Source organism: Micromonospora trifolii, assembly GCF_022229005.1.
Lineage (GTDB): Bacteria > Actinomycetota > Actinomycetes > Mycobacteriales > Micromonosporaceae > Micromonospora > Micromonospora trifolii.
Genome location: NZ_JAKKFD010000044.1, coordinates 279,126 through 306,056, shown reverse-complemented (window position 1 = coordinate 306,056; position 26,931 = coordinate 279,126). Strand labels below are relative to the sequence as shown.

17 protein-coding genes are annotated in these 26,931 nt (G+C 68.0%); 5 read left to right on the top strand and 12 right to left on the bottom strand.

What is annotated here, in order from left to right:
• Positions 1 to 97: 97 nt before the first annotated feature.
• The 5 genes from NIE79_RS26075 to NIE79_RS26055 are packed head-to-tail and all read right to left on the bottom strand — an operon-like array spanning position 98 to position 7,329.
• On the bottom strand, positions 98 to 904 hold the full coding sequence (locus NIE79_RS26075; protein WP_238681064.1) for a DUF6339 family protein: 807 nt from the start codon (positions 902 to 904) through the stop codon (positions 98 to 100).
• Complete coding sequence (locus NIE79_RS26070) at positions 901 to 1,791, bottom strand: hypothetical protein (RefSeq protein WP_238681063.1); 891 nt, start codon at positions 1,789 to 1,791, stop codon at positions 901 to 903. Before NIE79_RS26070 ends, NIE79_RS26075 begins: the two co-directional genes overlap by 4 nt.
• Positions 1,788 to 3,623, bottom strand: coding sequence for a hypothetical protein (locus NIE79_RS26065; protein ID WP_238681062.1), 1,836 nt, complete (start codon positions 3,621 to 3,623; stop codon positions 1,788 to 1,790). Before NIE79_RS26065 ends, NIE79_RS26070 begins: the two co-directional genes overlap by 4 nt.
• 59 nt (positions 3,624 to 3,682) lie before the next feature.
• Positions 3,683 to 4,675 carry a PD-(D/E)XK motif protein gene (locus NIE79_RS26060; protein ID WP_238681061.1) on the bottom strand — a complete coding sequence of 331 codons (993 nt, stop codon included), beginning with the start codon at positions 4,673 to 4,675 and terminating at the stop codon, positions 3,683 to 3,685.
• Positions 4,672 to 7,329, bottom strand: coding sequence for a Z1 domain-containing protein (locus NIE79_RS26055; protein WP_238681060.1), 2,658 nt, complete (start codon positions 7,327 to 7,329; stop codon positions 4,672 to 4,674). The genes NIE79_RS26060 and NIE79_RS26055 overlap by 4 nt, the downstream gene beginning before the upstream one ends.
• A 285-nt stretch (positions 7,330 to 7,614) precedes the next feature.
• On the opposite strand from NIE79_RS26055, the gene NIE79_RS26050 reads away from it, so the two are divergent.
• Positions 7,615 to 9,579, top strand: a complete 1,965-nt coding sequence (locus NIE79_RS26050; protein WP_238681059.1) for a DNA cytosine methyltransferase — start codon at positions 7,615 to 7,617, stop codon at positions 9,577 to 9,579.
• A gap of 15 nt (positions 9,580 to 9,594) precedes the next feature.
• Here the strand turns inward: NIE79_RS26050 and NIE79_RS26045 are convergent, their stop codons facing one another.
• The 3 genes from NIE79_RS26045 to NIE79_RS34100 all read right to left on the bottom strand — a co-directional run bounded on the left by NIE79_RS26045 (position 9,595) and on the right by NIE79_RS34100 (position 12,854).
• On the bottom strand, positions 9,595 to 10,902 hold the full coding sequence (locus tag NIE79_RS26045; protein ID WP_238681058.1) for an ATP-binding protein: 1,308 nt from the start codon (positions 10,900 to 10,902) through the stop codon (positions 9,595 to 9,597).
• A 54-nt stretch (positions 10,903 to 10,956) separates the two neighbouring features.
• The gene (locus NIE79_RS26040; RefSeq protein ID WP_274524626.1) at positions 10,957 to 11,397 is read right to left on the bottom strand and encodes a very short patch repair endonuclease; all 441 of its coding nucleotides are present in this window, start codon (positions 11,395 to 11,397) and stop codon (positions 10,957 to 10,959) included.
• 284 nt (positions 11,398 to 11,681) lie between these two features.
• Entirely contained in the window at positions 11,682 to 12,854 is a 1,173-nt protein-coding gene (locus NIE79_RS34100; RefSeq protein ID WP_238681057.1) for a sigma-70 family RNA polymerase sigma factor, read from the bottom strand.
• A 79-nt stretch (positions 12,855 to 12,933) separates the two neighbouring features.
• Between NIE79_RS34100 and NIE79_RS26030 the strand changes: the two genes are divergently transcribed.
• The 4 genes from NIE79_RS26030 to NIE79_RS26015 are packed head-to-tail and all read left to right on the top strand — an operon-like array spanning position 12,934 to position 20,571.
• The gene (locus NIE79_RS26030) at positions 12,934 to 14,520 is read left to right on the top strand and encodes a nuclease-related domain-containing DEAD/DEAH box helicase (protein WP_238681176.1); all 1,587 of its coding nucleotides are present in this window, start codon (positions 12,934 to 12,936) and stop codon (positions 14,518 to 14,520) included.
• Positions 14,517 to 17,660, top strand: coding sequence for a helicase-related protein (locus NIE79_RS26025; RefSeq protein WP_238681056.1), 3,144 nt, complete (start codon positions 14,517 to 14,519; stop codon positions 17,658 to 17,660). Before NIE79_RS26030 ends, NIE79_RS26025 begins: the two co-directional genes overlap by 4 nt.
• Positions 17,661 to 17,680: 20 nt before the next feature.
• Positions 17,681 to 19,465, top strand: a complete 1,785-nt coding sequence (gene drmB / locus NIE79_RS26020; protein ID WP_238681055.1) for an MrfA Zn-binding domain-containing protein — start codon at positions 17,681 to 17,683, stop codon at positions 19,463 to 19,465.
• Complete coding sequence (locus tag NIE79_RS26015; RefSeq protein ID WP_238681054.1) at positions 19,462 to 20,571, top strand: AAA family ATPase; 1,110 nt, start codon at positions 19,462 to 19,464, stop codon at positions 20,569 to 20,571. The genes drmB and NIE79_RS26015 overlap by 4 nt, the downstream gene beginning before the upstream one ends.
• A 91-nt stretch (positions 20,572 to 20,662) precedes the next feature.
• Here the strand turns inward: NIE79_RS26015 and NIE79_RS34095 are convergent, their stop codons facing one another.
• From NIE79_RS34095 to NIE79_RS25995, 4 genes are all read right to left on the bottom strand, one after another.
• A complete protein-coding gene (locus NIE79_RS34095) occupies positions 20,663 to 21,616 on the bottom strand; it encodes an HNH endonuclease signature motif containing protein (protein ID WP_238681053.1) in 954 nt (317 codons plus the stop codon).
• Positions 21,617 to 22,365: 749 nt separating this feature from the next.
• Complete coding sequence (locus tag NIE79_RS26005) at positions 22,366 to 24,177, bottom strand: Hsp70 family protein (protein ID WP_238681052.1); 1,812 nt, start codon at positions 24,175 to 24,177, stop codon at positions 22,366 to 22,368.
• Positions 24,174 to 25,454 carry a hypothetical protein gene (locus tag NIE79_RS26000; protein WP_238681051.1) on the bottom strand — a complete coding sequence of 427 codons (1,281 nt, stop codon included), beginning with the start codon at positions 25,452 to 25,454 and terminating at the stop codon, positions 24,174 to 24,176. The genes NIE79_RS26005 and NIE79_RS26000 overlap by 4 nt, the downstream gene beginning before the upstream one ends.
• Complete coding sequence (locus NIE79_RS25995) at positions 25,451 to 26,464, bottom strand: hypothetical protein (protein WP_238681050.1); 1,014 nt, start codon at positions 26,462 to 26,464, stop codon at positions 25,451 to 25,453. Before NIE79_RS25995 ends, NIE79_RS26000 begins: the two co-directional genes overlap by 4 nt.
• Between the last annotated feature and the right edge of the window lie 467 nt (positions 26,465 to 26,931).

Sequence of the window (26,931 nt, the reverse complement as noted above, 5' to 3'; positions counted from 1 at the left end):
TGCACACGTCCTGTTCGACCTTCGAACGGACCACCATCGAGGACCGTACGGGCAGTACGGAGATCCTCTCGCAACAGCCAGTTCCCGTTCTGGTGGGCTACCTTGCTCCTGACCTCGCTTGCACTTGCGTGGGGACGGGCCGGTACGTGCTCGTGGTCCGCTCGGACTGCAACTGGTCGATGGCTTCCTTCGTGTATCTCCTCATCAGGTCTGCCAGTTGAGCGTCGTCGAGCGATTCGAGGCTGACCACGACCGCGAGTCGCCGGAGTCTGCGGGCGGTGATCCGCAGGATGTCGGTCCGTGCGGTGCCGGCTTCCCCGGCGGTGGTCAGGTGAGCGTGGGCGATGGCGCGGGCGACGCGTGGATGCGCACCGAGCGTGGGGCGTTCGAGGATCGCGACGGCCTCGTCTTCGTAGAGTTGGGCTCCGACGTCCTCGCCGAGGCTGTGGATGCGGGCCCACAGGCGTCGGAATACGTTACGGGGGCGGCCGATGATGCGTTCGTATCCGGGCCGGCGTAGCGGGTTGGGCCATCGCCAGAGCGCGACATCCGGCAGGAGGACCAGGCTGAGGAATGACCAGACCTCCTCGCTCGCCGCATCGGCGGGCACGATGGTCATCTGCCGGTACAGGGCCGGCGCCAGCAGCCGGTCGAAGGCCGTGCCGCTCGTCTTGCTCAACGGTGCCGGCCAGTGTGCCTCCGTGGCGATGGCGCGGACGGTCTGTTGCAGGGCTCGCAGGTCGTCCTCCGGCACCCGGTAGGGGGCAGTCGGGTACCAGGTGGTGCGGGGGTCGGCGGTGGCCGACAGTGTCCGCAGTTCGAGGAGGTCCCGGCCGGTGTGGACGGTGAGCAGTTGCTCCGCGACGGGTGCCGGCAACCGCGGGTAGACGTGCAGCCGGCTCATGCGAGGACCCGGTCCAGACCTTGGATGACCGCCTCCAGCTCACCCGGGTCACTGCGGTGTTGACTGCGTAGGTCGGAGAGTGACCGGTCGGGGAAGTATCGGCGTGTCAGGTTGATGAAGAGCTCTCCGAGTGTGCCTTCGCCGTGGTCGTGGTCGTCCTGGAGGTCCTCGCACCGCAGTGCCGTCTGGATGAGCTGACGGACGACATCGTGCCGGAGCATGTCGGCGAGGGTCCGGGAGGTCTCCGCGTCCGGTTGGTTGAGCATCGTGGTGATCGCGGGGTGGTCCGTGTTGAGGTACAGCCGGATGCTGCCGGTGTCGGAGCCGTCGAGGTCCGGGGTGCAGGACAGGTACCACAGCGAGCGGCGTCCCTCGGCCAGCCCGCTGTCGGCGAAGCTCGTGGCCACGACGGGGAATCGGCTGCCGCTGCCTTCCAGGGTGAAGCGCCGTCGGTTCTGCCAGAGGATGGCGCCGGGCAGGGTGGCGGCGAGCGGGGAGGTCGGTGCAGGATCAGGGGCGGCCAGGACCATCCGGGCGGTGACGGTGAGGTTCCCGCCGATCTCGGTTCCCGGGATCACGACGATCAGCTGGTTCCCGCCGTCGGTGAGTCTGGCGGGAGGGGAGTTGCCGCGGCGGTTGGTGCTGCTGCTGTGCCAGGTGACGAAACAGGTCACGGTGGCGTCGGATGACAGGCCGCAGTCCTGGAGCACTCCGGGCAGGTCGACGTGCAGAGGCCAGGTCGCGGTGAGGTCGGTGAAGTAGTCCCAGTCCGGTACCGGCTGGCCTTCGGCAACGGGTGTGCCCTGCGCAGAGGTGACCGTCACGGTTCCGGACTGGATCCGCTCCTCGGCCGGGGTCAGGTAACCCGCGCTGATGGGGGCGCTCACTGCGGTCCCACCTCCTCCTGGCTCACCCGGACGGTGACGGCGGCATCAGCCGGTTGGGTGAGCGTGACGGTCCAGTGTTCCGACGTCTCGGCGGTCAGGGTCAGGCGTGGACCTGGCGTGAGGATTCCGCTGTCCCGGTCTCGCCAGTGCACGACGTTGACGGGGGTGGTCTCGTCGGCTGGCTCGGGTGTGCCGTCCGCTACCGCGACCAGGGGCTGGGCGGTGAGGGTCAGCGGTGCGCCGGGATTTCCGGTGAGGTCGATGTCGAACTCGACCGCGCGGGAACCGTCGGCCAGCAGGGCCGGCCGGGCCCGGGGATGGAAATTCAGGGTCAGACCCCGCGCGGAGCGCGGTCTTCGGCCCTGCCCCGGGGGGCCCTGCTGCTGGCCGTTGCTCCCGGTGCCGGGTGTCGGCGTGCCGGCGGGTGGTGCCGGTGTTCCCGATGCATTCGACGGCGGGTGGGGCACCGGGTTGGCCTGCCCGACCGGGATGCGGGAGTCGGTGCCTCCGGCCTGGCTGTCGAGCAGTGCGCCGAGGACGTTCGCGAGTCGTGACACCCCTGTCACGGCCTCGGTGGTGGGTGCGGTCCCGTTTCCCGCCCGACGCTCCTTGAAGATCCGGTCGATGCGCTGGAGGGCCTGGCTGACCGGGTTGCGGGCGTAGCGTTGCCGTTGTGCCAGCCGCGGCTGCCACCTGTCGTGTGTCGGTGGTTCGGCGCGGGCGAAATCCTCATCGAGTTCGGGGTCGGCGATGAACACGCCGCTGATGGCGTGTCCGAACGGGTCCGCGGCGACGGTGCGGTATTCGACGACGAGGCCGGGTCTGCGCAGGAGAGCGATCTCGGCGGGTGGTCGGGCGTGGTTACCTGAGTCGCCTGCCCGGTACGTCCGCCATGCCAGGACGCCGAGACGTTGCTCGGGACGGCTGCCGACGATCTCCTGGACCGTCCAGGGCCAGGGGTGGTCTTCTGCCGCGCCCTGGAACACGGCGCGGCAGTACCGGTGCGCCTCGACGAAGTACCGCAGTCGCGCATCGGTGCCCGGGTCCGGAAGATCGATCCGGGAGCCGTCGGAGGTGAACTGCAACCTGAGGCCGGGGCCGTGGTTTCCCTGCGCGACGACGTTGGCCCACGCGTACCTGGTCGCGGTGTCGGCCATCACGGCGATCACCTCGGCCAGGCGCTCCTGTTCGGTGCGGGGAGCGATGACCATGATGGAGGTGCCGGTGCTGTCCTCGGGCAGGCGTGTCAGTCCGAGTGCCCGGGCCATCCGCTCGGCCGTCGGGCCGGTGACGGGCTCCACACCGACGGCGTTGTCGGGGACCCCCCACCAGTGGCGTCCGGTGTACTGACGTCGCTCGGCCCGGTAGGGGTCGGTGAGGGACATGCCGATCAGCCGGCACTGGACACCCGTGGTGGTTCTGACCCGGGTGAACATCACCACCGTGCCGATGTTGCTCGCCTCGAACAGGACGGCCTTGCCGTAGCCGTAGGTTCCCCCCGCGAATCCCTTGTCGGGGTGCCGTCCGACGTTGCGGACGAGGTCGACGAAATCCCGGGGGTCGTCCTCGCCCACCCGGTCGGCCCGGGTGGGCCCGCCGAGTCCGCGTGTCCCGGTGTCGGTGACCGTCAGGACCCTGAGCTCCGGTGCGTCCAGGTCGGCCCCGGGAAGGAGAAGGCGCAGGTTCTGCAGTTGCGCTGTGGTCAGGCGCCATCCGTCGATGCAGAAGTGGACGGGTCGGTCCCCGGTGGCGGCGTCCCAGCTGTTCTGCAGCGTTTCACGCAGGAACAGCTCCCAGAAGTCCATGGAGTAGGTGCCGAGGGTCCGACGCACCGACCGCGCGTCTATCCCTCCGGAGGCGGGGAGGGGCTCGGCGTACCTGACGAGGCGTGTCATGGCTGGTCCAGCAGCGCGGCGGCTGCGGCGGAGGCGTCCATGAGGTGATGATCGAAGGCTGACAGGTCGATGCTGTAGGTCAGTCGGACCAGGTGTTGCTGCAGTGGCGCATCGAGCTGCGCTGAGGTCACCCGGGGGAAGCCGGGAGTGTTGACGTGGTACGCGGCGACGCGTTTCACCCGGTGTCTGTCCTGGCGGTAGGTATCGGCGTCGTCGCTGCGGTAGCCGACCGCATCCAGGGCGCCCAGCAGGACACGCCGGTCGATCCCGGTGGCGAGGAGCCGGTCGACGGCGTCGGGCACGCTGTCACCGGCACTGTCGCGTTCGAACTGTTCGACGTACAGGTAGAGATCGGTGCCGGGGCGTTCCTCCAGCTGACCGGCCCCGTGCACGTCGACGACCAGGCGGTCGCGGTGCGTGGTGGCCTTGACTTCGACGGCAGCGGTGGCGGAGGTGAAGTCTGTGCGCGCGCTGCGGGGGCCCGTCCACAGGTCCAGGGGCGGCGCGCCCCCGTGCCCGCCGATCAGTTCGAGGAAGTGCAGTTCGGCGAGCAGGCCGATCAGCGCCCCCGGTCCGAGTGTCGGACCCGGTGCCGGATAGAGCAGTTCGCGCCACCGGTGCAGGACCTCCAGGCAGACCCGCCCCGGGTCGCCGGGGCGGCGCTGCAACTGTTGGCACAGGTCATCGGTGAATGCCGCGAAGATGTCGTTGAGCTCAGGCAGGTCGCACACCACGTCGGCGTACCGTTGCGAGTGACGGGAGTCGTCCTCCAGTCCCCGGGTGGTGACGGTGACGCCGCGGCTGGTGGTGTCCTGCACGGTGGGGTGACGGTCGGTCAGCGGGATGAGCAGATGCCGGCGTCCTGCGGCGTCGATACCGACGGCGACCGGCCCGGCGGCCACTTCGACCGGGCTGTCCAGCACGCGCATCTGCCGTGGCGGGTCGGTCGCTTCCAGACGGCGGAACATCTCCTCGGCGCCGCCTGTCATGATGCGGCGCCGTCGGTCACGGCTTCGCCGGCGCGTTCGTCGGCGGCGTCGATCTCGTCGATGTCGACGGTCTCGAGCTCCTCGTCGACGGGGGCGAGGCCGGACAGGTCGACCGCGACGTAGTCACGGTCCTCGGGTCCGCGGGCCTCGGGGAAGAACAGGCCGATCCCGAGGATGTCCTCCACCGCCGCGAGGTCCGTTCTCGGATAGCCGCGGGTGCCGCTGCTGCGCTCGACGGTGGAGTTCCTGCTGACCGGGTAGAGGCACAGGAGTCCGGTGCCTCCCAGTTGCCCGTCGCGCAGCTCCCGTAGCCTGCGGTCGGTCGGATCACCATCGATCATGTCGCTGATCCTGATGGAGGCGGGCAGGTCGGCCACGCGGTCCATGGTGGACACCAGTGCCTTGATGTCCGCATAGTCCGCCGGCACCGTGAGCCGGCTCCGGTTGATCCGGTGGTACTTGCGGCCCGCCAGTTCCATCGTGCCGAGGCGGTCGCTGGCCTGTTCGATGACGACGACGTTCCATGTGCGCAGGGCGTCGTAGTCGTTCTGCTTGGCGATGTACTCGCACAGGGCCTCCGAGCGGAGGCTGGGGCTGCGCTCGTGGAAGCGGTAGTCGCGCAGGAAGGCCATCACCCGTGCCGCCGGCACGCCGGTCAGTGCGGTGCGTCCGGCCCGCACCGGGGTTTCCCGGACCCCGGGCAGGCTACGGGCGGCGGTGAGGAGGCGGTCGGCCGCGTTGATGTTGTGCCGTAGCCAGTCCTGGTCGCGGTGGTGGAACTTGATGGTCTGCATGACCTGGGAGCCGTAGCTGTAGCGCACCGTGACGCCCCCGCGCATCTTGGCGGCCGAGGTCACTGCCATGGCCGGGTGTTTGCGGATCATCACCGCCAACTGCCGTGGCGTCTTGTGTTCGGTCTCGTAGCGGCGGATCTGCTGCCGGATCTCGGCCTCGACGGTCGCCAGGTCCACGAACCACGCCGCGAGGTCACCCGTCATCCAGATCCGGGGCAGGTCCTCGTAGCCGCGGCGGTAGCCGAACCAGCGACCCATCTGCAGCAAGGTGTCGTAGGCCGAGGCCGCCCGGACGAAGTAACTGCACACCAGGCCGACGAGGGTCAACCCACGGGAGAGGGTGTTACCCCCGATGGCGATGGCGGTGACCGGCTCCTCGCCGTAGCTGAGTCGCACGTCGGACTGGTAGTTGTCGACCACCACGCCCACGTCGGCCATGACGCCGGGGATCTGGTCGCAGACCTGCGGCCACGGCACGGGTGAGAGTCCGAGGTCGGTGGCGGGCACCCGGGTCGTCTCCTGCTCCCACTGGTGCCGGAACCGCTCCCGCACCGCAGGGGTCGACCAGCCGCTGCGCAGAGTCCCCAGGTACGCCTGGACAACCTCGGCGGTCCGCTGGTGTGCGGGGGCGCGCATGGAGGTGTGGATCAACATGGTCGAGTCGGCCGGAGCCCCGTCACGGCAGCGGCGGGCGGCGGTGGCCAGGATGAACCAGCGGATGGCGTCGCCGAGGCTGTCGGTGACGGTGGGTCTCCAGTCGCCGAAGCCGGCGCGGGCACCGGGTGGCCGTACCTGGGCGATCTCGTCGTCAGGGACCGTGCGCACGACATCCAGGCCCCGGTTGACCTGCCCGGTCTCGTAGGTGAGCAGGTCACGTCCGAAGATCCGTTCGGCGCCGAAGTAGTCGTCGGATCGGGGCAGGTCGACGATGAAGTCGGCGGGGTAGAGATCGTCGGGCACGCTCGGATCGATGAGCAGGTTCGCGAACGGCGTTGCCGTGTAGGCGACGTAGGCGACCTTCGGTTTGCTCAGGATGCGACGGATGAGGGAGTTGATGGTCGACTGCCGGCCCCTGTTGCCCACGTCGATGCTCGCCTGATCGGCCTCGTCGTCGATAACGAGGATGGGGCAGTCCTGCAGGATGCTGCCGGCGGCCTCGAGGAAACGGGCCAGTTTCCGCAGCCGGTACGGGTTCTTCTTGACCACGGCGAGGAGCCGCTGGTCGGGGTTGCTCAGCAGGTTCGCCGCATTGCGGGACTGTCTGTCGTCGAAGTCGGTCTCACGGTCGGTCAGCAGGTGCCAACGGCCGCGGTCGTCGCCGACGAGGATCTGTTCCAGTCGCTGCTGTGTCTGGGAGCGCAGGTTGTCGGTGATGCCGGAGAGCACCACGACGAACCGGTAGCGGGCGTCACACAGCTTCGCCGCCACGGACATGAAGTTGGTCGTCTTGCCGCTCTGGACATGTCCGAGGACCAGTCCCCGGCTGCTGAACCGCTCCGTTCCGGGCGGCGGGATGAAAGAGACGATCTTGCTTGAGGCGTCGTTGATCCGTCTGATCGGCTCGTCGTCGAGACCCGTGCCCTCCAGACGGCGGCGCACCGACGGCCAGAAGACGTCGTCGGACCGGGGGATGTACCACGGCTCGAGTTGTGCCGCGGGGTCGGTCAGGGAACGGGGCTCGTGCAGGTCCCGGGGTCGGCCGGCGCGGGACTGGTACTCCGTGATCGCGGCCTCGAGGATGTCGGCCGGAACGAATCTGCCCAGCTGACGACGGATCGCCGCGATCGTGCTGTTGCCGTACACGGCACTGGCGATCTGTTCGACCAGGTCGTTGAGGTCCTCGTCGCTGATCCGGTGCATCCGTGCCCTTCCGTCATGGCGCCGATGGGCGGGTCTCCGTGAGCGTGAGACGGCCATCAGAGCGATGTTCGGTAACCACGTATACAGCATGGGTGGCGCAAGTCACCGTCCGTCAGGACCGTCCGGTTGTCCGGTCGGCCGGGTCGGTGAGGCCGGAGCGATGGGACATCACGCCGGACGTGGGTGCCGGGCCCTCCGGCCCCGGTGAGGGAGCGCGCTGCGACGTTGGCGTCCCCGTCGGGGCGTGCTGGGCTGCGGCCGCCGTCACCGGTAACGTTCGTGCACGTGACCGACCGCGCCGATGCCGAACCCACCGCACCCGATCCCACCGCCCGTCGCGGTAAGTACCAGGTCAGGCTGGTGCGGGGACCCTTCGTGCAGCTGGCGCCCCATGCCGACGCCGTCACCGACGGCGAGCACCTGCTGCGGTACGCCCAGGAAGCCCGCAAGGACGGGTTCCGGTTGGCCGCCGATCTGTTCAGCGGGGCGGGCGGTCTGAGTCTCGGGATGCAGAACGCCGGGTACCGGGTCATCCTCGCGGTGGACCACTACCCGGAAGCGGTCGAGACCCACCGGCACCACCACGGTGGTCTGAGCGTGGACTGGGACCTGGGTGACCCGGCCCGCATCCGGGAGGTCGCCGACCTCGTGCGCCTAGCGGGCGTCGAGCTGCTCGCCGGCGGGCCCCCGTGTCAGCCGTTCTCCAAGGCGGGCCGGTCGATGATCCGCCACAAGGTGCGCCACGGTCTGCGTGATCCGTACGACGAGCGGCGTGACCTCTGGCGGTCGTTCCTTGAGGTCATCCGGCTGGCCCGGCCGCCGGCGGTGCTGATGGAGAACGTGACGGACATGGCACTGGACAAGGAGATGTTCATCCTCCGGACCATGGTGCACGAGCTGGAATCCCTCGGCTACGCGGTGGAGGAGAAGGCGGTGGACACCTTCCGGTACGGCGTCCCACAGTTCCGTCAACGGCTCATCCTGGTCGGCCTCCGCGACGGCCTCGCGTTCGACTGGCCGCAGGAACAGCCCGAGCGGGTCACCGTGTGGAACGCGATCGGCGACCTGCCGGAGGTGGAGGGCGGCTGGCGTCCGGAAGGGGGAGCGGAGGGTTGGACCCCCTACGACGCTCCCGTGACAGGTTTCCAGCAGCGTATGCGCGAAGGGATGCCGCAACCGGATGCGCACCGGGTCTTCGACCACATCACCCGCCCGGTGCGCGAGGACGACCTGCGGGCGTTCGAGATGATGGGCCCGACGACCCGGTATTCGGACCTACCGGACGACGTCAAGCGGTACCGCGACGACATCTTCGACGACAAGTACAAACGTCTGGACGAGAACGACCTGTCGCGCACCATCACGGCGCACATCGCCAAGGACGGCTACTGGTACATCCACCCCCGGCAGAACCGCACGATCACCGTGCGGGAGGCAGCCCGGTTGCAGACCTTCCCCGACTGGTTCCGTTTCGCCGGTCCGCCGTCGGCCGCGTTCAAACAGATCGGCAACGCGGTACCCCCGTTGCTCGGTGAACACCTGTCCCGGGCTGCGCGACGGGCGCTCGACAATCCCCGCCCGGCACATGTGTCGACGCGGGAGGTCGCCTCGACGCTCGCGGGCTGGTTCGCCTCGGGCCAGGTCAGCGGCATCCCATGGCTGCGCGCGGAAACACGGTGGCAGGTCCTGCAGGCGGAGATCCTTCTCGATCGCGCCCACCCGGATGTGATGCGCCAGGTCTGGGTCCTGCTGCGGACGTGGCGCCAGCCGCAGGACACGGTGGCGGCGGAGGAGAACCTGCGCCGCACCGGCGGGTTCATCTCCCGGGCGAACCGGGCCGGAACGGTGGTGGAGCTCGCCCGGCAACTCGCTGATGATCCCCGGGTACTGCGCGACGACGACGCGTTGCGGCGGGTGCCCGGTCTCCACGAGTCCATTGCCGACCTGGCGGTGCTTGTCGTTCCCGCGGGCACCGAGGACGAGTCGGAAGAGCCCGTTCTCGTCACCAAGGGTGTGTTGCGGGTGGCCGCCCGCTTCAGCGGTCATCCCGTCGACCGGCGTAACCGCCTCACCGACGGCCGGCTGGAGGTCGCCCGCATGATCGGTATCGACAGCGACGCCCGCGCCGCCCACCTGGGCCTGATCGAACTCGCGAACACACTCTGCCGGCCGGCGGAGCCGTTGTGCCAGGAATGTCCGCTGGTCAAGAAGTGCGCGGGGGCGCGTATCGACCGGCCTCAGCTGTTCTGACCCCGTCGGTCCCGGTCACCGGTCCAGTCCGAGCAGCTGCGCCACCTCCGGCGACTGGGCGCGCAGAGTCTCCTCGATGCGTTCCCACGCCACCCACTGATCTGCCTGCATGGCGGCCATCCGCAGAGCGAGGCCGGCGGTGGCGGCCGCGTGGGTGGCGGCACGCACCTCAGGTGACGCGTTGACGTCCGCCGGCACGGGCCGCACCGAACCCCGCGGGGCCCTGCGGTAGGCGTCATTGGCCAGGACACACAGTTCATTGACCGGCGCCTCCAGGATCTGGCGCAACTGGGCCGGCAGACTCACGCGCATCTTGGCGACGTTGATGTTGAATGCGGTGTCGAGGTCGTTGTCGAAATCCAGCGCTGCCCTGGCCAGCTTCGTGTGCTCGTCGATACCGCGGATCCCACCCCACCCGCCCCACTGCACCAGCCGGTTGGCCCGGTACACGTACAGACCCTGCTGCCGGTTCCAGTTCAGCGGGCCCGAGTGCCGTTCGAATTCCGCGGCTGAGGTGAAACGGTCACGCGGCGGCAGAACGAACCGCCGGAGGTGAACCAGCCCCACACCGCCGGCCATCTCGATCTCGAACTGCTGCCGGGGCAGCTCAGAGGTGTGCGGCTCCTGCGGAGCGAACGGGTTCCACGGGCGCAGTTTCTGCCCGTTCACCGACATCACCAGTGGCGCGAGTCCATCGGATCCTTCCAGGAAACGGTGGAAAACCATGCTGAGATGATCCGATGTCCGCGCCGCCAGGGTCTCCAGACGCCGTCGGGCCCAACCGCCCGACGGGCGTTTCTCCGGCAGTACGCGATCGAGCGCCTGCCACACGACCACGGTGCCGGTCCCTTCGGCCAGCCCCTGCCGGGCGCTGCGGACCACCGGATCCTGCGGGGACGGGTCCACCACGACCCACTGGTCCCATTCCTCCACAAGGTCGAGGTCCAGCTGCCGGGCGCTCATCCGTGCCACCGATCGGCTGCTGCGGCTGATCACGGTGAGCATCCGGCACTGGGACAATGAGGCGGTCTTGAGGCCGAGACCGTAGCGACCCAGTTCACCGCGCCGGTACGAACGCCTCGTGCCGAACCGCAGAGCCTCTGTCAGCTGGCCGGCCGACATGCCGTCACCGTCGTCGGCGATCACGACGCGGGAGTCCTCCCCGTCGAACTCGACGGTCACGTCGATGCGGGTGGCCCCTGCCGCGACGCTGTTGTCGACGATGTCCGCCACCGCGGTCGGGAACTCATAACCGATATCCCGCAGCGATCCGGTCAGCCGTGCGGCTGAGGGCGCCACGTCGTACCACGCTCTACCCGGCATGGGCACCTCCGCTCACGTCGTCCGTGAGGACCAGGATGCCACACCCACCCTGCCTCACGTGACCGGCCATGCTGTGGCGTCCGATCGGCACCGTTCCCGCCAGAGTTGTTCGACGATTTCCGCCACTGCCATGGGGTCCTCGTGTTCCCAGACGTGCAGCACCGTCCAACCGAGTGCTGCCAAAGCCTCGTCCTTTTCACGGTCACGCTGCACGTTACGGTGCAGTTTCTCCCGCCACCACGTGGCGTTGTTCTTCGGCAGTACCGCGTGCTGGGGGCACAGGTGCCAGAAACAGCCGTCGACGAACACCGCCAGTCGTGCCCGTGTGAAAGCGATGTCCGGTCGGCCGGGAAGCCGGGGATGGTTCACCCTGAACCGTAGCCCTCGTCGGTGCAGTTCCCGTCGCAGCGACATCTCAGGTTTCGTCCGCGTCCGCGGCATCCGGCTCATCTGCGCCGACACGGTGGCGTTGAGAGCGGTGGGGCGTCGCGTCATCGCCGACAACGTACCCCAACCCGCGCTGCCGGGCGGCGGCAGTTCAGGACTGGAGGGGGCCTTCGGGGCCATGTCGCCGACCCTGACGCTTCACACTGCGCCGGTTTCTAGTACTTCGCGTGCCCTGTCCGGTCTTTCCCGTTTGGGAAGGATGGTTGTGGTGGACGGTGCCGACCCGTTGGGCCTCGACAGATCGTCGGACGGGACGCACGTCGGTGCTGTTCGGCGCGCACGGGTTGGCGTCGTGGGACGGGTGCCGCCCCGACGCCCGAGCAGCCTGGTCATCAGTGCACGAGATCATCGTCCCTCGACGGTTCGCCGCCCAGACGTGCCGTCATCCGCTCGCGGAGCTGCGGCAGTGCCTTCTTCTCCAACTGACGGACGCGTTCGCGGGTGATCCCGAGCCGCCGTCCGATTTCCTCGAGAGTCATGGGCACGCCGGTGCCGACGCCGGCCCGCAAGGTCAGGATCGCCGCCGAGCGCACGGGGAGATCAGCCAGTGAGGCGCGGAGGATGGTCAACGTCTCCTGACGCAACGTCACCACATCGGGTCTGAGAGTGTCGTCGGCCGCGGTCACAAAATCGGCCAGCGCCGCGTTGCCGTCCCCGATGAGCAGATCCAACGACACCACCCCGGCATGCAGCCTCAGGCATTCCAGTACCGTCCCCGGGTCCAATCCGAGCTCGTGACAGATTTCCGACACGGCCGCCGTGCCGGACCGGGTCAACAGCCGGTTCCGGCTCGCCACCACCCGACGTACCTGATCCCACTTGTGCACCGGGAGACGAATCAACCGGCTCTCATTGGCCACCGCCCTCGTCAGAGCCTGACGGATCCACCAGACCGCGTAGGTGGAGAACTTCAGACCACGGGTGGGATCGAACCGCTCGACCGCCCGCATCAGGCCGACGACGCCATGCTGGTCCAGATCCTCACTCTCCAGACCGTGTCCCAGGTGACCGCCGGCAACCGACATCACGAGCCGCCGGTTGTGCAGCACCATCGCGTCGAAGGCCCGCGCCCGCTCGTCCGAGACGTCGAGACCTGCGCGGAAGCCGTGCGGGACCTGTTCGTGCGGCCGGTACTGATCCCCGCGCAGCAGGAGCGCCAGGCCGACCTCCTCGGACGCCGTCAGCACCCGGTTCCAGGGCCGCGACGAGACCCTGTCCCTGCGCAGCAGCCTCCGGGCGTCGGCGATCGAACGTTCCGCCCGGGCAGGGTCGATGACGCCGGCCGGCCCGCGACCGTCACGCCCGTCGTCTTCCGCCGCGGCGATGACGACCACACCCCGCGCGGCCATCCCCTCGACGACCTGCTGTCGTACCGCCGCGCGGGTGTCCCCGGCCAGCTCGAGAACGCTGTCGATCTCCCAGTCCCCGACCGTTGCGTCCCGGACATGCGCCATTAGCAGTTGCACGCACAGTTGGACAACCTCTTGGTCGGGTGAAGACGTCACGCCCACCATTGTGGACCCCGGCGACCACGCAGAGGTACGACGCGAAGCCCTGTCATCGTGCACAATCCAGCGGGTGCAGATGGTTCCTGACCCGATCTCCCCGTTGATGAAGAGCGCCGCCGAGGCCGAGATCTACCGACGCCTCAAACTCGTGGAGGCCGGTTGGAGCTTCGCTCTGCACAGCCTCAATCTGCCTGCACACGTCTGGAAACGCGTCAGCGAGATCGACTTCGTCCTGGCCGGACGCCGCGGTGTGTACGTGATCGAGGTCAAGGGCGGCTACGTCGGCTGCACCAACGGCGTCTGGACCTACCGCGACCGCACCGGCCAGGAACGCCGGCGCAAGGAGAGCCCCTTCGCGCAGGCGACCAGCGCCATGTTCACCCTGCAGCGCCGCCTCGAGGAGCGCCTCGGCCGTGACACGATGCGCAACATCCCCATCGGCTTCGCTGTCGTCTTCCCTGACTGCCAGATACCCGAGCAGACCTCGGTCGAGTGGGACGAGGAGACCCTGATCGACCGCAGACAACTCGACCGCACCGATGGACTGCAACGCAGCCTGGGTCGCATGGCGGACTACTGGCGGGCCAAGCCCGGAGGGCGTCAGGCCACGCTCGACGAACCACTCCTACGGGAGGTCCTGCAGGCCCTGCGGCCCGACTTCGACGCCGTCCCCACCCTGCGTCAGATCGTCACGGATGCGGAAGCCGACCTCGTCGCCCTCACCGCGGGCCAGTACCGCACGCTCGACCAGTGGGCAACCAACCCACGGCTCCTCGTGGAGGGCGGGGCCGGCACGGGCAAGACGATGCTCGCGGCCGAACTGGCCCGCAGATCCGCCGCGAGCGGCAAGCGGACCCTGTTCACCTGCCGCAGCCAGGTGGTCGCCGGGTTCGTGCGGCACCAACCCGGAATGCAGGACGTGCATGTCGTCCCCCTCGCCAATCTCATGGCCGGCAACGACACCCACTTCGACGTCATCGTGGTCGACGAGGCGCAGGACATGGTCAACTTCACCGACCTGTCGTGCCTGGACAACCGGCTCGTCGGCGGCCTCAGTGACGGCAGTTGGTACCTGCTGCTCGACAGCAACAACCAACGTGGGCTGGTCGGCTCCTGCGACGACGAGGCCCTGGACTATCTGAGGTCCCTCCGGCCGGCCAACCTGGTGTTGCAGGACAACTGCCGCAACACCCGACAGATCGTGACGTCGACCCAGCAGATGACCGGGGCGGACACGGGTGTCTCATCAGCCGGCGAAGGGCCCGACGTGACGGTGGTCGATGAGCCCGACCGCTCCCGCCGGGCCGCGGCAGCCGCCGCCGAGCTCGACCGGCTTCACGACAACGGAATTCCGAACACGGACATCATCCTGTTGTCCCCGTTGCCCCTGCAGGAGTCCCTGTTCGCGGATCTGCCGGCCCGCTGGCGGCACCGCATCGACGTACTGGATCTGCACACGCTACGACGACCCGCCAGGGGCCGGATCGCCTTCGCGAAGGTCGAGGACTTCAAGGGCCTCGAGAGCCGGTTCATCCTCCTGGGCGACGTCGGCCCGGCTGATCCCGGCCGGATCCGCAACCTGTACGTGGGAATGACACGCGCGAGGGTCGGACTCTGGATGGCCACCGGAGGACAGATCCACCAGCAGGAGGACGACCGGTGACCACCACACCCCCACCCAGCGGATCCGACGACCGCAGTCTCGTCCTGGACTACCTTCGCCGGCAGCTCGTCGGCCCCTGGACCGGGGAGGACGAGGTCCTCACCGAGCGGCCCGACCGCCGGTACCTGGCCGGCATCCTGTTCCCCGGCGAGGCGTCCCTCGACGCGAACGACGACGACATCGTCGACGACGCTCCAGCTGCCGGATCCACCGACGAGACCGACAGCGACGAGGACCCGGTGGCCCTGGCCGGACAACTGCTGCCGAGCTCGGTCGGACTGAGCTTCGTCACCAGCACACGGTCAACCCTGCGGATCGAAGTCACAGCCGCACGCTACGTCCGCGAGGACCGGCAGAAGTGGCGACGTCAGCCACTGGCCGCCACCGGCAGCGCCGCCCTGTATGCCGAGCCCCCGACCGCCGGCGTTCAGACCACACACGACCTGTTCGACGGCGACGCCTCCGTGGCCATCGTCTGGCGGGAGTTCGGCGACGGCGTCCTGGTCACCGTCTCCCTCGTCAACCAACGGAAACTGTCGGAGCACGGGAGGTTGGATCCGTCCGACTGCCTGCTGCAGGTGACACTGCGGTGCAGCCCGGTCGAGGGTGACATCGCCCCGTACCCGTCGACGCTGCGACTCCATTCCGACCCCGAGGAAGAGGAACTCGCGCTGCTCTACCGGAAGATCCCCGTCTTCGCCCTCGGCCACGGCACCGCTGCGAGCTGGCAGGCGGCGGGTGACAGCGCCACGTCGGTGCAGACGACCTTCCTACCCAGCCACGTCGTCCCCGACGTCGCCTTCGAACTGCCGGGCGACCAGGAGGCACTGAGCCTGAACTACCTCACCGGGCTCGAACAGGACCCGGCAGGAGTCCTCAGCCGGCTGCACGCCTTCGTTGACAGCTACGACCAGTGGGCGCAGCAGACCCGCACCCGCCGCGACGACATGGCCGAACCCCTCGTGGCGGCCGCCGACCGGCTCCTGCAACGCGTCGACCGCGCCCGGGCCCGGATGCGCGAAGGTGTGCACCTGCTCGAACAGGACCCCACCGCCCGACGCGCCTTCGTCCTGGCGAACAGGGCCATGCTGATGCAGATGATCCGAAGCGGACCCCGGTTCGCCGGCACCGGTCGCGCCTGGACCGACCGCCTCCCCGCCACGCCCGACTACGACGACCCGCACCGCAGCTGGCGACCCTTCCAACTGGCGTTCGTCCTCCTGTCCCTGCCCTCCATCGTCGACACCGAGCACGACGACCGTGATCTCGTCGACCTGATCTGGTTCCCCACCGGCGGCGGGAAGACCGAGGCGTACCTCGGTCTGGTTGCCTTCACCGTCTTCCACCGACGCCTTACCCTCGGCGACGCCGGCGCCGGGACCACCGTCATCACCCGCTACACCCTGCGGCTGCTGACCGCCCAACAGTTCCAGCGGGCGGCCACCTTGATCTGCGCCTGCGAACTCCTCCGACAGCAACGCCCGGAGGAACTGGGAACGCGGGCGGTCTCCATCGGCATCTGGGTCGGCGGCAACAACAGCCCCAACAACTTCGCCGACGCCGTCGACCTCCTCCAGACGATCCGCAACCGTGAACCGACGACCAAGAGCTTCCAGGTCGAACGCTGTCCCTGGTGCGGCACCCACATCCTTCCGACCGGCAGCGCACCGGACGACGCCTGGGGAGTACACGCGGACAACAACAGCTTCCGGATCCACTGCCCCAACGTCGACTGCGACTTCCACACGTCCCTGCCGGTCTCGTCCGTCGACGACGCGCTCTACAGCGACCCCCCGACGCTGCTGGTCGCCACCGTGGACAAATTCGCCCGATTCACCCGCGAACCGCGCGCGGGGGTGTTCATCGGCACCGGCGCCGATCCCGGTCCCGCGCTGATCATCCAGGACGAGTTCCACCTCATCTCCGGGCCGCTCGGCACCATCGTCGGGCTCTACGAGGCTGCCTTCGACGTGGCGATGGCGCACCACGGCACCCGCCCGAAGATCGTCGCCTCCACCGCCACCATCCGTCGCGCCGATGCCCAGTCCCGTGGTGTCTTCGGACGGCCCATCGCCCTTTTCCCGCCCTCCGGCCTCGACGCCGAGGACTCCTACTTCGTCCGAACGGACCCCGGCCGACCCGGCCGGCTCTACGCCGGCGTCATGCCGCAGGGACACACACCTCTCACCGCGATGGTCCACCTCTCCGCGGCAATGCTCAACGCCCCCGTCGAGCTGCCGCTCGGACCGCAGGCCGCCGACGCCTACTGGACCCTGATCGCCTACCACAACAGTCTGCGGGAACTCGGCAAGACCGTCACCCTGGCGCACGACGACATCCCTGCCCGTCTGGGCGTCATCGCGGCTGCCGAGGACGACCGACGCGACCTTGACGACGCCGAAATCATGGAACTGACCAGCAACATCCCGCCGGCGGACATCCCCCGGCATCTGCAGCGGCTGTTCAACGAGCGTGGGCAGCCCGGCGCGGTGTCGTTCGTGCCCAGCACGAACATGATCTCCGTCGGTGTCGACGTCCCCCGACTGGGCATCATGCTGGTCGTCGGTCAGCCGAAAACCACCGCCGAGTACATCCAGGCCACAAGCCGGGTCGGGCGTCGCCAACCCGGGTTGGTGGTCACCCTCTACTCGCCGTCCAAACCCCGCGACCGCTCGCACTACGAGTCGTTCATCCCGTACCACACCTCCCTCTACCGGGTTGTCGAACCCACCTCCGTGACACCGTTCTCGGTGCCGGCACGCACCCGCGCGCTGCACGCGGGACTGGTCATCCTCGCCCGCCACGTACACACCTGGCGTGACGACCGCGCCGCCGCCGCGTTCGACCCGAAGGATCCCGCCTGGCGGACCCTGGTGGAGGAGTTCATCGCCCGCGCCCGCGCAGCGGATCCGGACGAGGCCGCCAACGTCGCCCGGCACATCGAACAACTCGAGGAACACTGGGCCGGGCTCGTCGACCGCGCCCATCCGCTCGGAGGCCTCACCTATACCGGGGGAGGACGCGAACGCATCCAGCTGCTGAGGAAGTTCGACATGCCCGGACCGGGATGGCCGACACTGGACTCGATGCGCAACGTCGACACCGATGCCCGCGTGCTGGTGCGGGGTGAGGGACAGTGACGGACCGCCGGCTACGACGCATGCAGGCCCTCTCCCCGTTCGGCGTCGGCGCGATCGTGGACATGCTCGGTGAATCCTTCGTCGCCGAGGACGTCACGCGGTGGAAAGGACGGCGGATGACCCTGGCCGCCCCGCGCATCGCAGCCCACTTCGGTGCCGAGGAACTACGCCTACCCCCGGCGCCCCGCGACGGCAGGCTGCCCTACTACCGGTTCCCGCAATGGCTGTTCTGCGGCACCTGCCGCACGATGACCCGCTGGAGCGTCGGCCAGGAACAGCCAGGCAGGATCCCCCGCTGCCAGCACTGCGGCCGCAGCCCCCAGCTCGTGCCGATGAGGTTCGTCGCGGTCTGCGGCAACGGCCACCTCGACGACGTGCCCTGGATACAGTGGGCCCACTCCGGGGGCGGGCAGGGACGTGAGCAACGCCAGTGCGGACGCGCCGAGCTGCAGTTCGAGCACCTGACGAGCGTGGGTGGCGGACTGGAATCACTGCGGGTCCGGTGCCGGACCTGCCGGGCCGGCAGGAACCTCGCCGACCTCACGTCGCCCCACGCACTCGGTCGCATCAACTTCCGCTGCCGGGGGCGGCAGCCCTGGCAGCGTGACACCGAGGCGGTGAGCTGCGATCAAGCGCCCGTGGTCCTGCAACGGGGTGCATCGAGCGTCTACTTCCCCGACACCGGGTCCGCAATCGACCTGCCCCCCGACTCCGATTGGGTCACCTGGGGCGGTACGGCTGCCCGGGTCGAACAGAACCCGTACTTCGCCCTACTCCACACGGACCCCGACGGCCCGATGCGTGAGCAGCTGATCAGCTTCATCGCCGAGCAGGAGAACGTCAACGAGAGACAGGTCATCGCCATCCTGAACGACCGCCTCGGCACCACGGGCGCCGACGCCGGTTCCGAAGGCTCCGAGGACCTGGCCGAGCGCGAATGGCAGGCACTGACCAACCCGCGCGCAGGACACCATCCGGACGACCGGTTCATCACCCGGCACACGCCCTTCCCGGCATCCACGGGCCACGGCCGGTTGGATCCGGTCGTCGACCGGATGAGAACGGCCATCTCCGACATCGTCCTGGTCGACCGCCTACGCGAGGTCCGGGTCCTGCGTGGCTTTCGTCGCCACACCATGGACATCCGCATCCCCGCCCACCTGGGAACGCGCAGCACCTCCCTACCGGCGGTAGAGGTATACGGGGAGGGTATCTTCCTCGTCTTCGACGAGGAGAACCTCCGACGGTGGGAACTGCAGGCTCCCGTGGTGCGACGCGCGGCCACGCTCCACAAACGTTTTGCCGGCAGCATGCACGCCAGATGGATCGAGAGCAGCCCCACGCCGCGGCTGGTCCTGCTGCATACCGTCGCCCATCTTCTGATGCGCCAGCTGGCCTTCGACGCCGGCTACCCCTCCTCGTCGCTGCGCGAACGCATCTATGCCAGCACACCGGACTCCGACACCCCGATGGCCGGGGTACTGATCTACACCGCCGCCGGCGATGCCGAAGGCACCCTCGGTGGACTCGCCCGCTCCGGCGAGGCGGGACGGCTCGTCACGACCATCGCCGCCACTCTCGCCGCCGCCCGGTGGTGCTCCCTCGACCCGGTGTGCCGAGAGTCGAAATCCCAGGGCCCTTCCGGCCTGTCGATGGCCGCCTGCCACGCCTGCACGTTGGTCTCCGAAACGAGCTGCACGATGGGCAATGTCCTGCTGGACCGGACTCTCGTGATCGACGACGAGTACGGCTTCATGCGTGACCCTCTCGCCGAGCTCATCGCCGTACAGGCGGGCACGACGTGACACTGCTACTGCCACCGCTGCTCGACCTCAGCCCCGCCCAACGGGAGGTCCTCGCCCTACCGTTCGAGGAATCACACCTCGTCACCGGTAGCCCGGGGGCAGGCAAGACGATCACGGCGATCTACCGGGCAGCGGCCCTGCACCGGTCGGGCAGACCGACCGTGATGCTCATGTACAGCAAAGTGCTGTCCGCCTACACACGCGCCGCAGTGGCACAGATCGGCGCCGCTGATGTCGCAACGACCTACCACAAATGGCTGCACGCCTTCTGGCAGAAGCACTACCGGCGGAGCCCACCGACGCTTGAACGGTACGACATCGACTGGATGGCCTGCCTGACGACAATCATCAGCGACCCACCGGCCATGGAGTCACGGCCGTACTTCGTGGTCGACGAGGGCCAGGACATGCCGGCCGCCTTCTACCTCGCCATCGGCGCCCTGTCCTCGTCCGTGACCGTGTTCGCCGACGAGAACCAACGCATCGGACTCCGCCAGAGCACCGTGCGGGAGATCGCCGCCGCGGCACGGACCAACCCACCAGTGGCACTCCCAGGTACCGTGCGCAACAGCCGACCGATTCGCGACCTCGCCGACCATTTCCGCCCCGGCGGCAGCACCACCGACGCACTGCCGGACGGTCCCGTACCCCGCCTGATCAGGGTGCCGCACAAGGCTGACGTGGCCGAGCACCTGCTTCTCCAGGAGAAGCAGCACCCGAACGAGACGATCGGGGTGATCCTGCACCGCGGCAGGGACCTGTTCTACTACCGCCACCAACTCGACCACCGCACCCTCAACCCGTTGCAGGGCTATGTCAGTACACAGCGTGCCGGGGCGGCGCTTTCAGACCCTGCCTTCAGCGGACCCGGCATCAAGCTGATCACCTGGCAGAGCGTGAAGGGCCTCGAATTCGACTCGGTGATCGTCCCCGAACTCCAAACTGTTCCCGGTGACATCACCAGTGACCACATGCGGATGAGTCTGTACGTACTCGTCACACGGGCACGGAGATGCCTGACCTTCATGTACTCGGGAACGGGCGAGCCGGCACTCGTGGACGCGCTGCCGAAAGATCTGCTCGACCTGTCGCAATACACGCCCTGAACTCCGGTAGGCGCGGGCCGTCTACGTCTCCGACAGCCCCAAGGACAAGATAGTGAACTAGCGGCGTCCTCTCCGTCCGCCCTGCAGGGGCTCAGAGAGGATCGGAGCGGTGTTGCCTCCAGTGCTTCTCTATCCAGCCGACATGTCCGCGATCCAACTTCGTGGCGAGCGGCTGCCCCTGCAACGGTGCGTAGCCCGGGTACCTGGCCAGTTCGTTCCGCAGACTGATCGTCAGGGTGCGCGGGTCCACCGCGATGTCCCCCTGATCAAAGAGCCGGTGAACATCCCGTCTCAGGAGCAACCCGCCGTCGTCATGGTGCTGGCCGACTGCTGCATAGCTGTACAGGTGCGCCGCTTCCAGCACCGCGACGGGACCGGGCCCGGTGAAGGCGCACACCGGCCCCAGGGTCGCGAGCAGGCGTTCCCTGAACCCACGCTGACCCACACGGACGCGCACCCGCGCATGCCGGTGCCCGCCCGGGCGCGACTGGGCCCAACGGCTCGCCTCCTCAAGGAACACAGCGCTCCGCCCACTGCCGGCACTACCCAGTGCGTCAGCAAAGGCGTCCCACCGCAGTAGACGCATGCTGAGCTGGGACTTCGGAGAGACGCAGAGGCCTCGCAGGGTCTGTCCGTCCAGGCAGCGCCCCAGGTCGATCCAGTTGGCGTCGTGACGGGACCTGAAAGTCTCCACGCGTTCCACCCGGGTGGCAGCAACGTCGAAGGTGTCCGAGCACGGATAGCACCTGAACTGCGGTGATTCGCGCTTGCGTCTCTTGATGTCCGCCTTGTTGCACTGAGGGCACCGATAGAGGATCTTCTCCGCGTGGCCGGTCTCGATCTCTTCAATCAGGGAGGCACCGATGACCGCGTCCTTGTCCCACAGGACGATCCGATCACCGACAGCCACGGTCCGGGCGTTCGCAACGGTGTCGTCCCAGCTGTAGTGAACGTCCGGGTCGTCGTCGTACCCGTCATTGCCGCCGTGCTGTCGGTCCGTGCCGACAGCCAGCATCAACCACGCCTTGGGCGATCCATCCTCCACGGCCAAAATCCGCCTCCCCTTAACACCTTCGGAGAGAACCTAGCCGAGGGGCGCGACACCCATCGAAGGCGTGCTGTCCGCGCCGGACGGCCACGGGTACCAGCGCCGGAGAGTCACTGACTGAGAGCATCGTGCGGTCGCCGGGCTGGGCTCGGAGGGCCCAATTAGTGCTCCACCACCTCGGTCGACGTGTCCGGGCCGCCCACCTGGACCGGACACGCGATCTCGTCGGAGAGTCTGGGAGCTATCGCCGAGCAGAGTTCCTCGTCAGAGGCGGCGCGCCCGACCCGGCGGCACCACCGGCGATCCTGCCGGGGCTGCCGTGCACTTCCAGCTCAACGACCTGACCGCCACCCAGGTGTTCACAGCGTCCGCTTGCCGAGGCGCGGGCGTTCCCCGTCCTGTTGCGGGTGGCCCCAGCCCAGAGTCACCGGGGGGCAGAGCAGAAGATCAATCGTGCTGCGGAGCTGACGCCCGGTGACCCAGCTGGACTTCCTGCCGATCTTGTACCAACCGCGGTGGCTGCGGCTCGACGCCCTGCCGCCGCGGCCGACGCGGCAGCAGCCGCCCTTGGGCAGGGCGACACGCTGGCAGGCCGGGAGCCGCTGGTGCGGGACCTTGGCGGGAGCCCAACCCCGAGGTCGACTGACGTTGCTTCCGACGGCCCAGCCCCAAATCGAAGAGCAGACGTGGGGACGTCCGGCCGCCTGATGCTGCACGCGGCCCTTGGTGTCGTCGCATAGTTCCCGTTATCGCCGTGCAGGGCGACCGGTCTTGCCGGTTGACCGACGTGAGGTCGAGCCGCATCCACAGGCCAAGTGGCCCCAGGGACGCTTGCAGACCGCGCAGGGCTGGTAGTACAGATGCTCGAGCAACTGTTCCTGGGTTGCCTGGTCAGTCCCACGGAGCCTCGCAAATGCCCGCGGGTTGTGCTTGTACAGGACATCACCGGGCACGAGTGACTGGTCCTTTTCGACCGCGCTGTTGGCACGCATGCCCACACCGCTGACGCGCTGTGAGGGTGTGCGCGGCTTCGGCTTCGGGAGTGGTTCCTCGGCGGTCGACGATTCTGGAAGCCCGATCCCGAACTCCAGGTCATGGAACTGTGCGCTTCGCCGGTCCTTCTTCTGACTCGACGTGGCCGTCACCTCAAGAATCAGGTCGTCGTCGACCCTGACGTCGAGTTCGAGTCTCTCGACCAGCGGTGGCGCCTTGTCGTCGACCTGAACGGTGACCACACCCAGGGTGGTCCGAGGGTCGCTGGCCTGCGGATGGTCGGACAGCGCCGTCGGCACCTCGATGGGCAGCTTGACGACGCCGTCGGACGGGTCCGTGCAGTACAGGTGGATCCGCACGCTCCGGACCTCGCCGTCGCCGGGCATCTCAGTGCCGCCGTACAACAGCGGGAGGCGCGAGCCTCGTGCCATCTCCAGCTCGAGCGGTTTGGCTAGGACCAGCCGCTGAGTGTCCTTCGCGATCCACGCGGCCCCCTGCGAGATGAGCGTGGCGCTGTTGCTGGGTACGACGACCTTCTCTGGCCCGAACAGCTCGTGGAGTCGGCCGCGGACACTGGGCATGGCGGCCATGCCGCCGGCGACCAGGCACAGTGACACCTGCGCAGGCGACATGTTCACACTGTCCAGGAGCGACTCGATGTGGCGTATCCCGCCGACCACGAGGGGCCGGGTGATCTCCTCGAGTTCCTGGCGGCCTAGCGGATACTCAAGGGTCTTCCCGGACTCAGGGAAGTAACCCGGCCGGTAGAACGTGACGTTCGTGCGCTCGGAAAGTGCGATCTTGTTGCGTTCGGCGTCCTGTAGCAGCCTGCGCCTGGCCTCGGACGATGGGTGATCGCTGTCGGCGATTCCGCTCTGGAGCGAGAAGCGTTTGACGACCTCCTCGCGGATGACCAGGTCGAATCTGTCGCCACCGACCTCGTCGGTGCCGCCGTTGCGAAGTTGGAGAATGCGACCCGGTTGGAGCCGGCACAGGGTGAGGTCGAGGGTGCCGCCACCCCAGTCCACGACGAGCACGTTGCGCCTCATCAGGCTCCTCGTCAACGCCGCCGCGTCGGCGGAGCCGCGCAGGTGCCCGTAGAGCGCCGCCAACGGCTCGTGGACGAACTGGGCGATGCTGATGCCGGTTCGAGCGAATGCTTCCCGCAGAGCAGCGCGGCGGCGGCCACTCATATTGACGGGAATTGTGACGACCGCGCGGTCGAGCTGTCCGAGTGCCCGCCGCTGCGCGCTCCGGAGCGACTCGCTCCGCACGAAACGGATGACGTCGGCGACGATGTCGATCGGGTTGCGTTCCACGCCGCCGACGGTGACGACCTCCTGGCCGAGCAGGAACTTCGGCGATTTGACCGTATTGCCGTAGACGCCGACGCCTGCCTCTTCGAGGGCGTGCCGGGCCTCCCGCCCGACGATGACCTCCTCGCCTTCGTAGCGGACGACGGAGGGGTGGGGTAGACCTTCCTGGTCGAGCACGTCGATGACACGGTCGCCGACGACCACCGATACCAGGCTGTTGGTGGTCCCGAAGTCGAAGCCGACGATCACCGTGCTCCTCCGAGTTCCTTCAGCCTGCCGATTTCCTGCTGAATCGCTGTCAAGGCGCGGTCGACGAACTCTTCGGCCACCGGAGTGCTGCCGCTCCGCAGGGCATGAAGGCCATCGCCGAGGAGTTCGACTTGGCTGCCCAGCCTCCGGATCACCTGGGTCCGCAGAATTTCGTAGTCGTCAACCATGTGGCTCGTGTCGACGAAACGGCTCTTGCGTTCGGCCTCGATCTCGGCCGTCAGAGCGGTGACCTGCTCGGCCAAACTTTCACTGTGTGACCGCTCCGACGCAATGGCTTCGCGAAGAGCAAGGTTCTCGGACTCCGAGCGCTGCGCTCGTTGCCGCTCGGCGCTGGTCTCATTTCCGGCCTGGTTGAGCTGGGCGCTCAGCTTCCGCAGTTCGCGCAGGAAGTGTCCGACCAGATGGTTGAGCGCCTGTCTTTCACCGGCAGTGACCAGAGCGACTGCGATGTCCGCGTTCGATACGGCCTCGGTGGTCGGCCGGCTCCACACGGCGTCGGTCATCTCGGCGATGAACTGGGCGGACGTCCATTGGCCCCGCAGCACCCACAGCAAGGCAAACGAGATGACTGCGTTGTCCCTCAGTAGTCCGCGTTGGGCATCCCGGTAGGCGCTGGGATCAACGTCGAGGCTTTCGGACGTGACCTTCTTGGCCGCATCCGCCACCTTCGCGCTTGAGGCGAAGGGCGGCTGGTCAGGGTCCGTGCCGGTCGGGTTGGCAACATAGTGGCGGTAGATCGGATGAATCGCCAGAACCCTGTGGGTTAGCTCGATGAGGGCCTGCTGAACGGGATCGCTGGGTTTCAAGGTCGCCGCCCAGGCCAGGAGTCGGGGCGGCACCCTCAGCAACGGGTCCTTCCTCGCCAGATCTGACAGCCATTGCGGGCTCAGCGCATCAGCACCGGACGTGACTACCAACGCCGACAGCCCGGTTCTCGACATGCGCACAGGCCGGCCAGCAGGATCGCGGTAAACGCGCTCGATCAGCTCCCGGAGATTGGCGGGCTTGGACGCACTCGCGGTCTTCTTTACGGTCCTTGTCGGGGCCTTGGCACCGGCCCCCGGTGCTCCCTCTGGCGGCTCGGGTTCGCCCGCCCCCACCCCTGGCAGCTGCTCGGCCTGCCCGGGTGATGACGAAGTGCTGGCGGCGTCAGCCGTTGGTGCGGAGGTCGCTCCCAGCTCTGGCGCGGTGGCGGCTTCGTCCGCCGGGCCCACGGCTGGCCTGTCGCGGCCGGCACCGTTCGGGTCGGTGTTCACTGGGGCAACGCTCCTTGGACTCGCTTGCGGAAGTTCTCATACCAGAGCTCGGTGCTGCGTCCGTGACGCAGGAAGTCGGCGTTACGGATCGCCGCGGTGTAGTCGCCGACTGCGAGGTAGTGTTCCGCAGCGACCAAGCGGAGTTTGAAAGCGTCGTGGGGGCGCTGGGCGTTGATCACCGACCCGAACTCCTCGACGGTCTCGCCCGCGCTGCCGTCGAGTAACAGCGCGCTCCACGCCAGGACGCGTTCGATGACCGTGTCGCTGAGCACGTGATCCCAGCTCGTGTGCGCCTCGGCCGTGAGATCATGTCGGGTTGATGGCTCTCCACCTTCGAGGATCTCGCGGAATCGTAGGGAAACTGCGGCCACCCGCCGGCTCCTTGTTCTGGCGGCGGCTCTCGGGAACTGGCTGTAATGGAACGCTACGATCCCACAGATCGCCTCGGCGGGGTGGCGGTCGAAATCGCCGAGCGTAGTGACAGCCTGGTTGTACCGACCCTCGTATCCCCGCTGGCCCTGGCGATCTGCCAGCTCGGAATCCGCCGAACCCTCGCGCGCCAGCACCCCGTACAGGTAGTTCGCCAGTCCCGACAGATAGGAGCGGGCGGTCGGGAGGTGTTTGCCCCGCATGATGAAGTGATCGATCGAAGTGTGGGAGAGTTCCCCGCTGTCCACGAGCTGCCGCAGCGCTACGTCGACGCTGTGTAGGTCTTCCTCGTCGGCCAATGCGAAGGCGAGCTGGAACTCCTGCCGCGCTTCGCCGTTGACCAACGCGATGTCGTGTACACCGCTGCGCTGCTCGCCCAGATAAGCCGACGCGGTGTCGGCAGAGAAGTCGTGGCCATTCACGCTGATCGCCATGGTATTCCGGAACACCCAGTCGAACGCAGTTGTCTCTCTGGAGATCGTGAGTCGGCTTCGGCCGCATTCACGTCCCCGGAAGACGAGCATCGGTTGAAGTGTGTGATGCCCGCCGAATTGGTGAACGCGCAGGTCCTCGTCCGACATGAATACGACGCCGCACTTGGGGCACGGGAACGTGGGAGACGGTGGCGGCCCGAGCTCTGGCACGATATGGGGAAGCTCGTGGAACTCCATGTACCCCGTGTGCCAGAACCCCATGTTTTCCCGCCTGGGACGTTGGACGGGACCGCACCCGGGCCGCGGCGCCGGAGGACGACCCATGATGACCAAACGAACCCTATCGGCCCTCGCGCGGTTGGCAAGCGCCAGTGAGCCCGCGGGCTCCTCGATCCATCGGTACCGAGGGTATGTGCCGATCCGGGTAGGCCCCCTGACAGAACTCATAGCGAGACGAGATGGACACGCATCGACGGATCGGGCACGGTGCCCGTCACAGACGGGAGGTGCGCCAGAGATGCTCGTACTGCTCGCGCCAGTAGGCGTACCAGCGTGGATGCCTGTCCGGTGTGAACTCTAGGTGCATACGGTCCATCGTGGATCCCGTTGTGGAG

Coding starts and splice junctions, on each gene's coding strand:
- NIE79_RS26075 (WP_238681064.1), bottom strand. CDS start 904: ATGAGCCGGCTGCACGTCTACCCGCGGTTGCCGGCACCCGTCGCGGAG.
- NIE79_RS26060 (WP_238681061.1), bottom strand. CDS start 4,675: ATGACAGGCGGCGCCGAGGAGATGTTCCGCCGTCTGGAAGCGACCGAC.
- NIE79_RS26055 (WP_238681060.1), bottom strand. CDS start 7,329: ATGCACCGGATCAGCGACGAGGACCTCAACGACCTGGTCGAACAGATC.
- NIE79_RS26045 (WP_238681058.1), bottom strand. CDS start 10,902: ATGCCGGGTAGAGCGTGGTACGACGTGGCGCCCTCAGCCGCACGGCTG.
- NIE79_RS26040 (WP_274524626.1), bottom strand. CDS start 11,397: ATGACGCGACGCCCCACCGCTCTCAACGCCACCGTGTCGGCGCAGATG.
- NIE79_RS26030 (WP_238681176.1), top strand. CDS start 12,934: ATGGTTCCTGACCCGATCTCCCCGTTGATGAAGAGCGCCGCCGAGGCC.
- drmB (WP_238681055.1), top strand. CDS start 17,681: ATGCAGGCCCTCTCCCCGTTCGGCGTCGGCGCGATCGTGGACATGCTC.
- NIE79_RS25995 (WP_238681050.1), bottom strand. CDS start 26,464: ATGTCGGACGAGGACCTGCGCGTTCACCAATTCGGCGGGCATCACACA.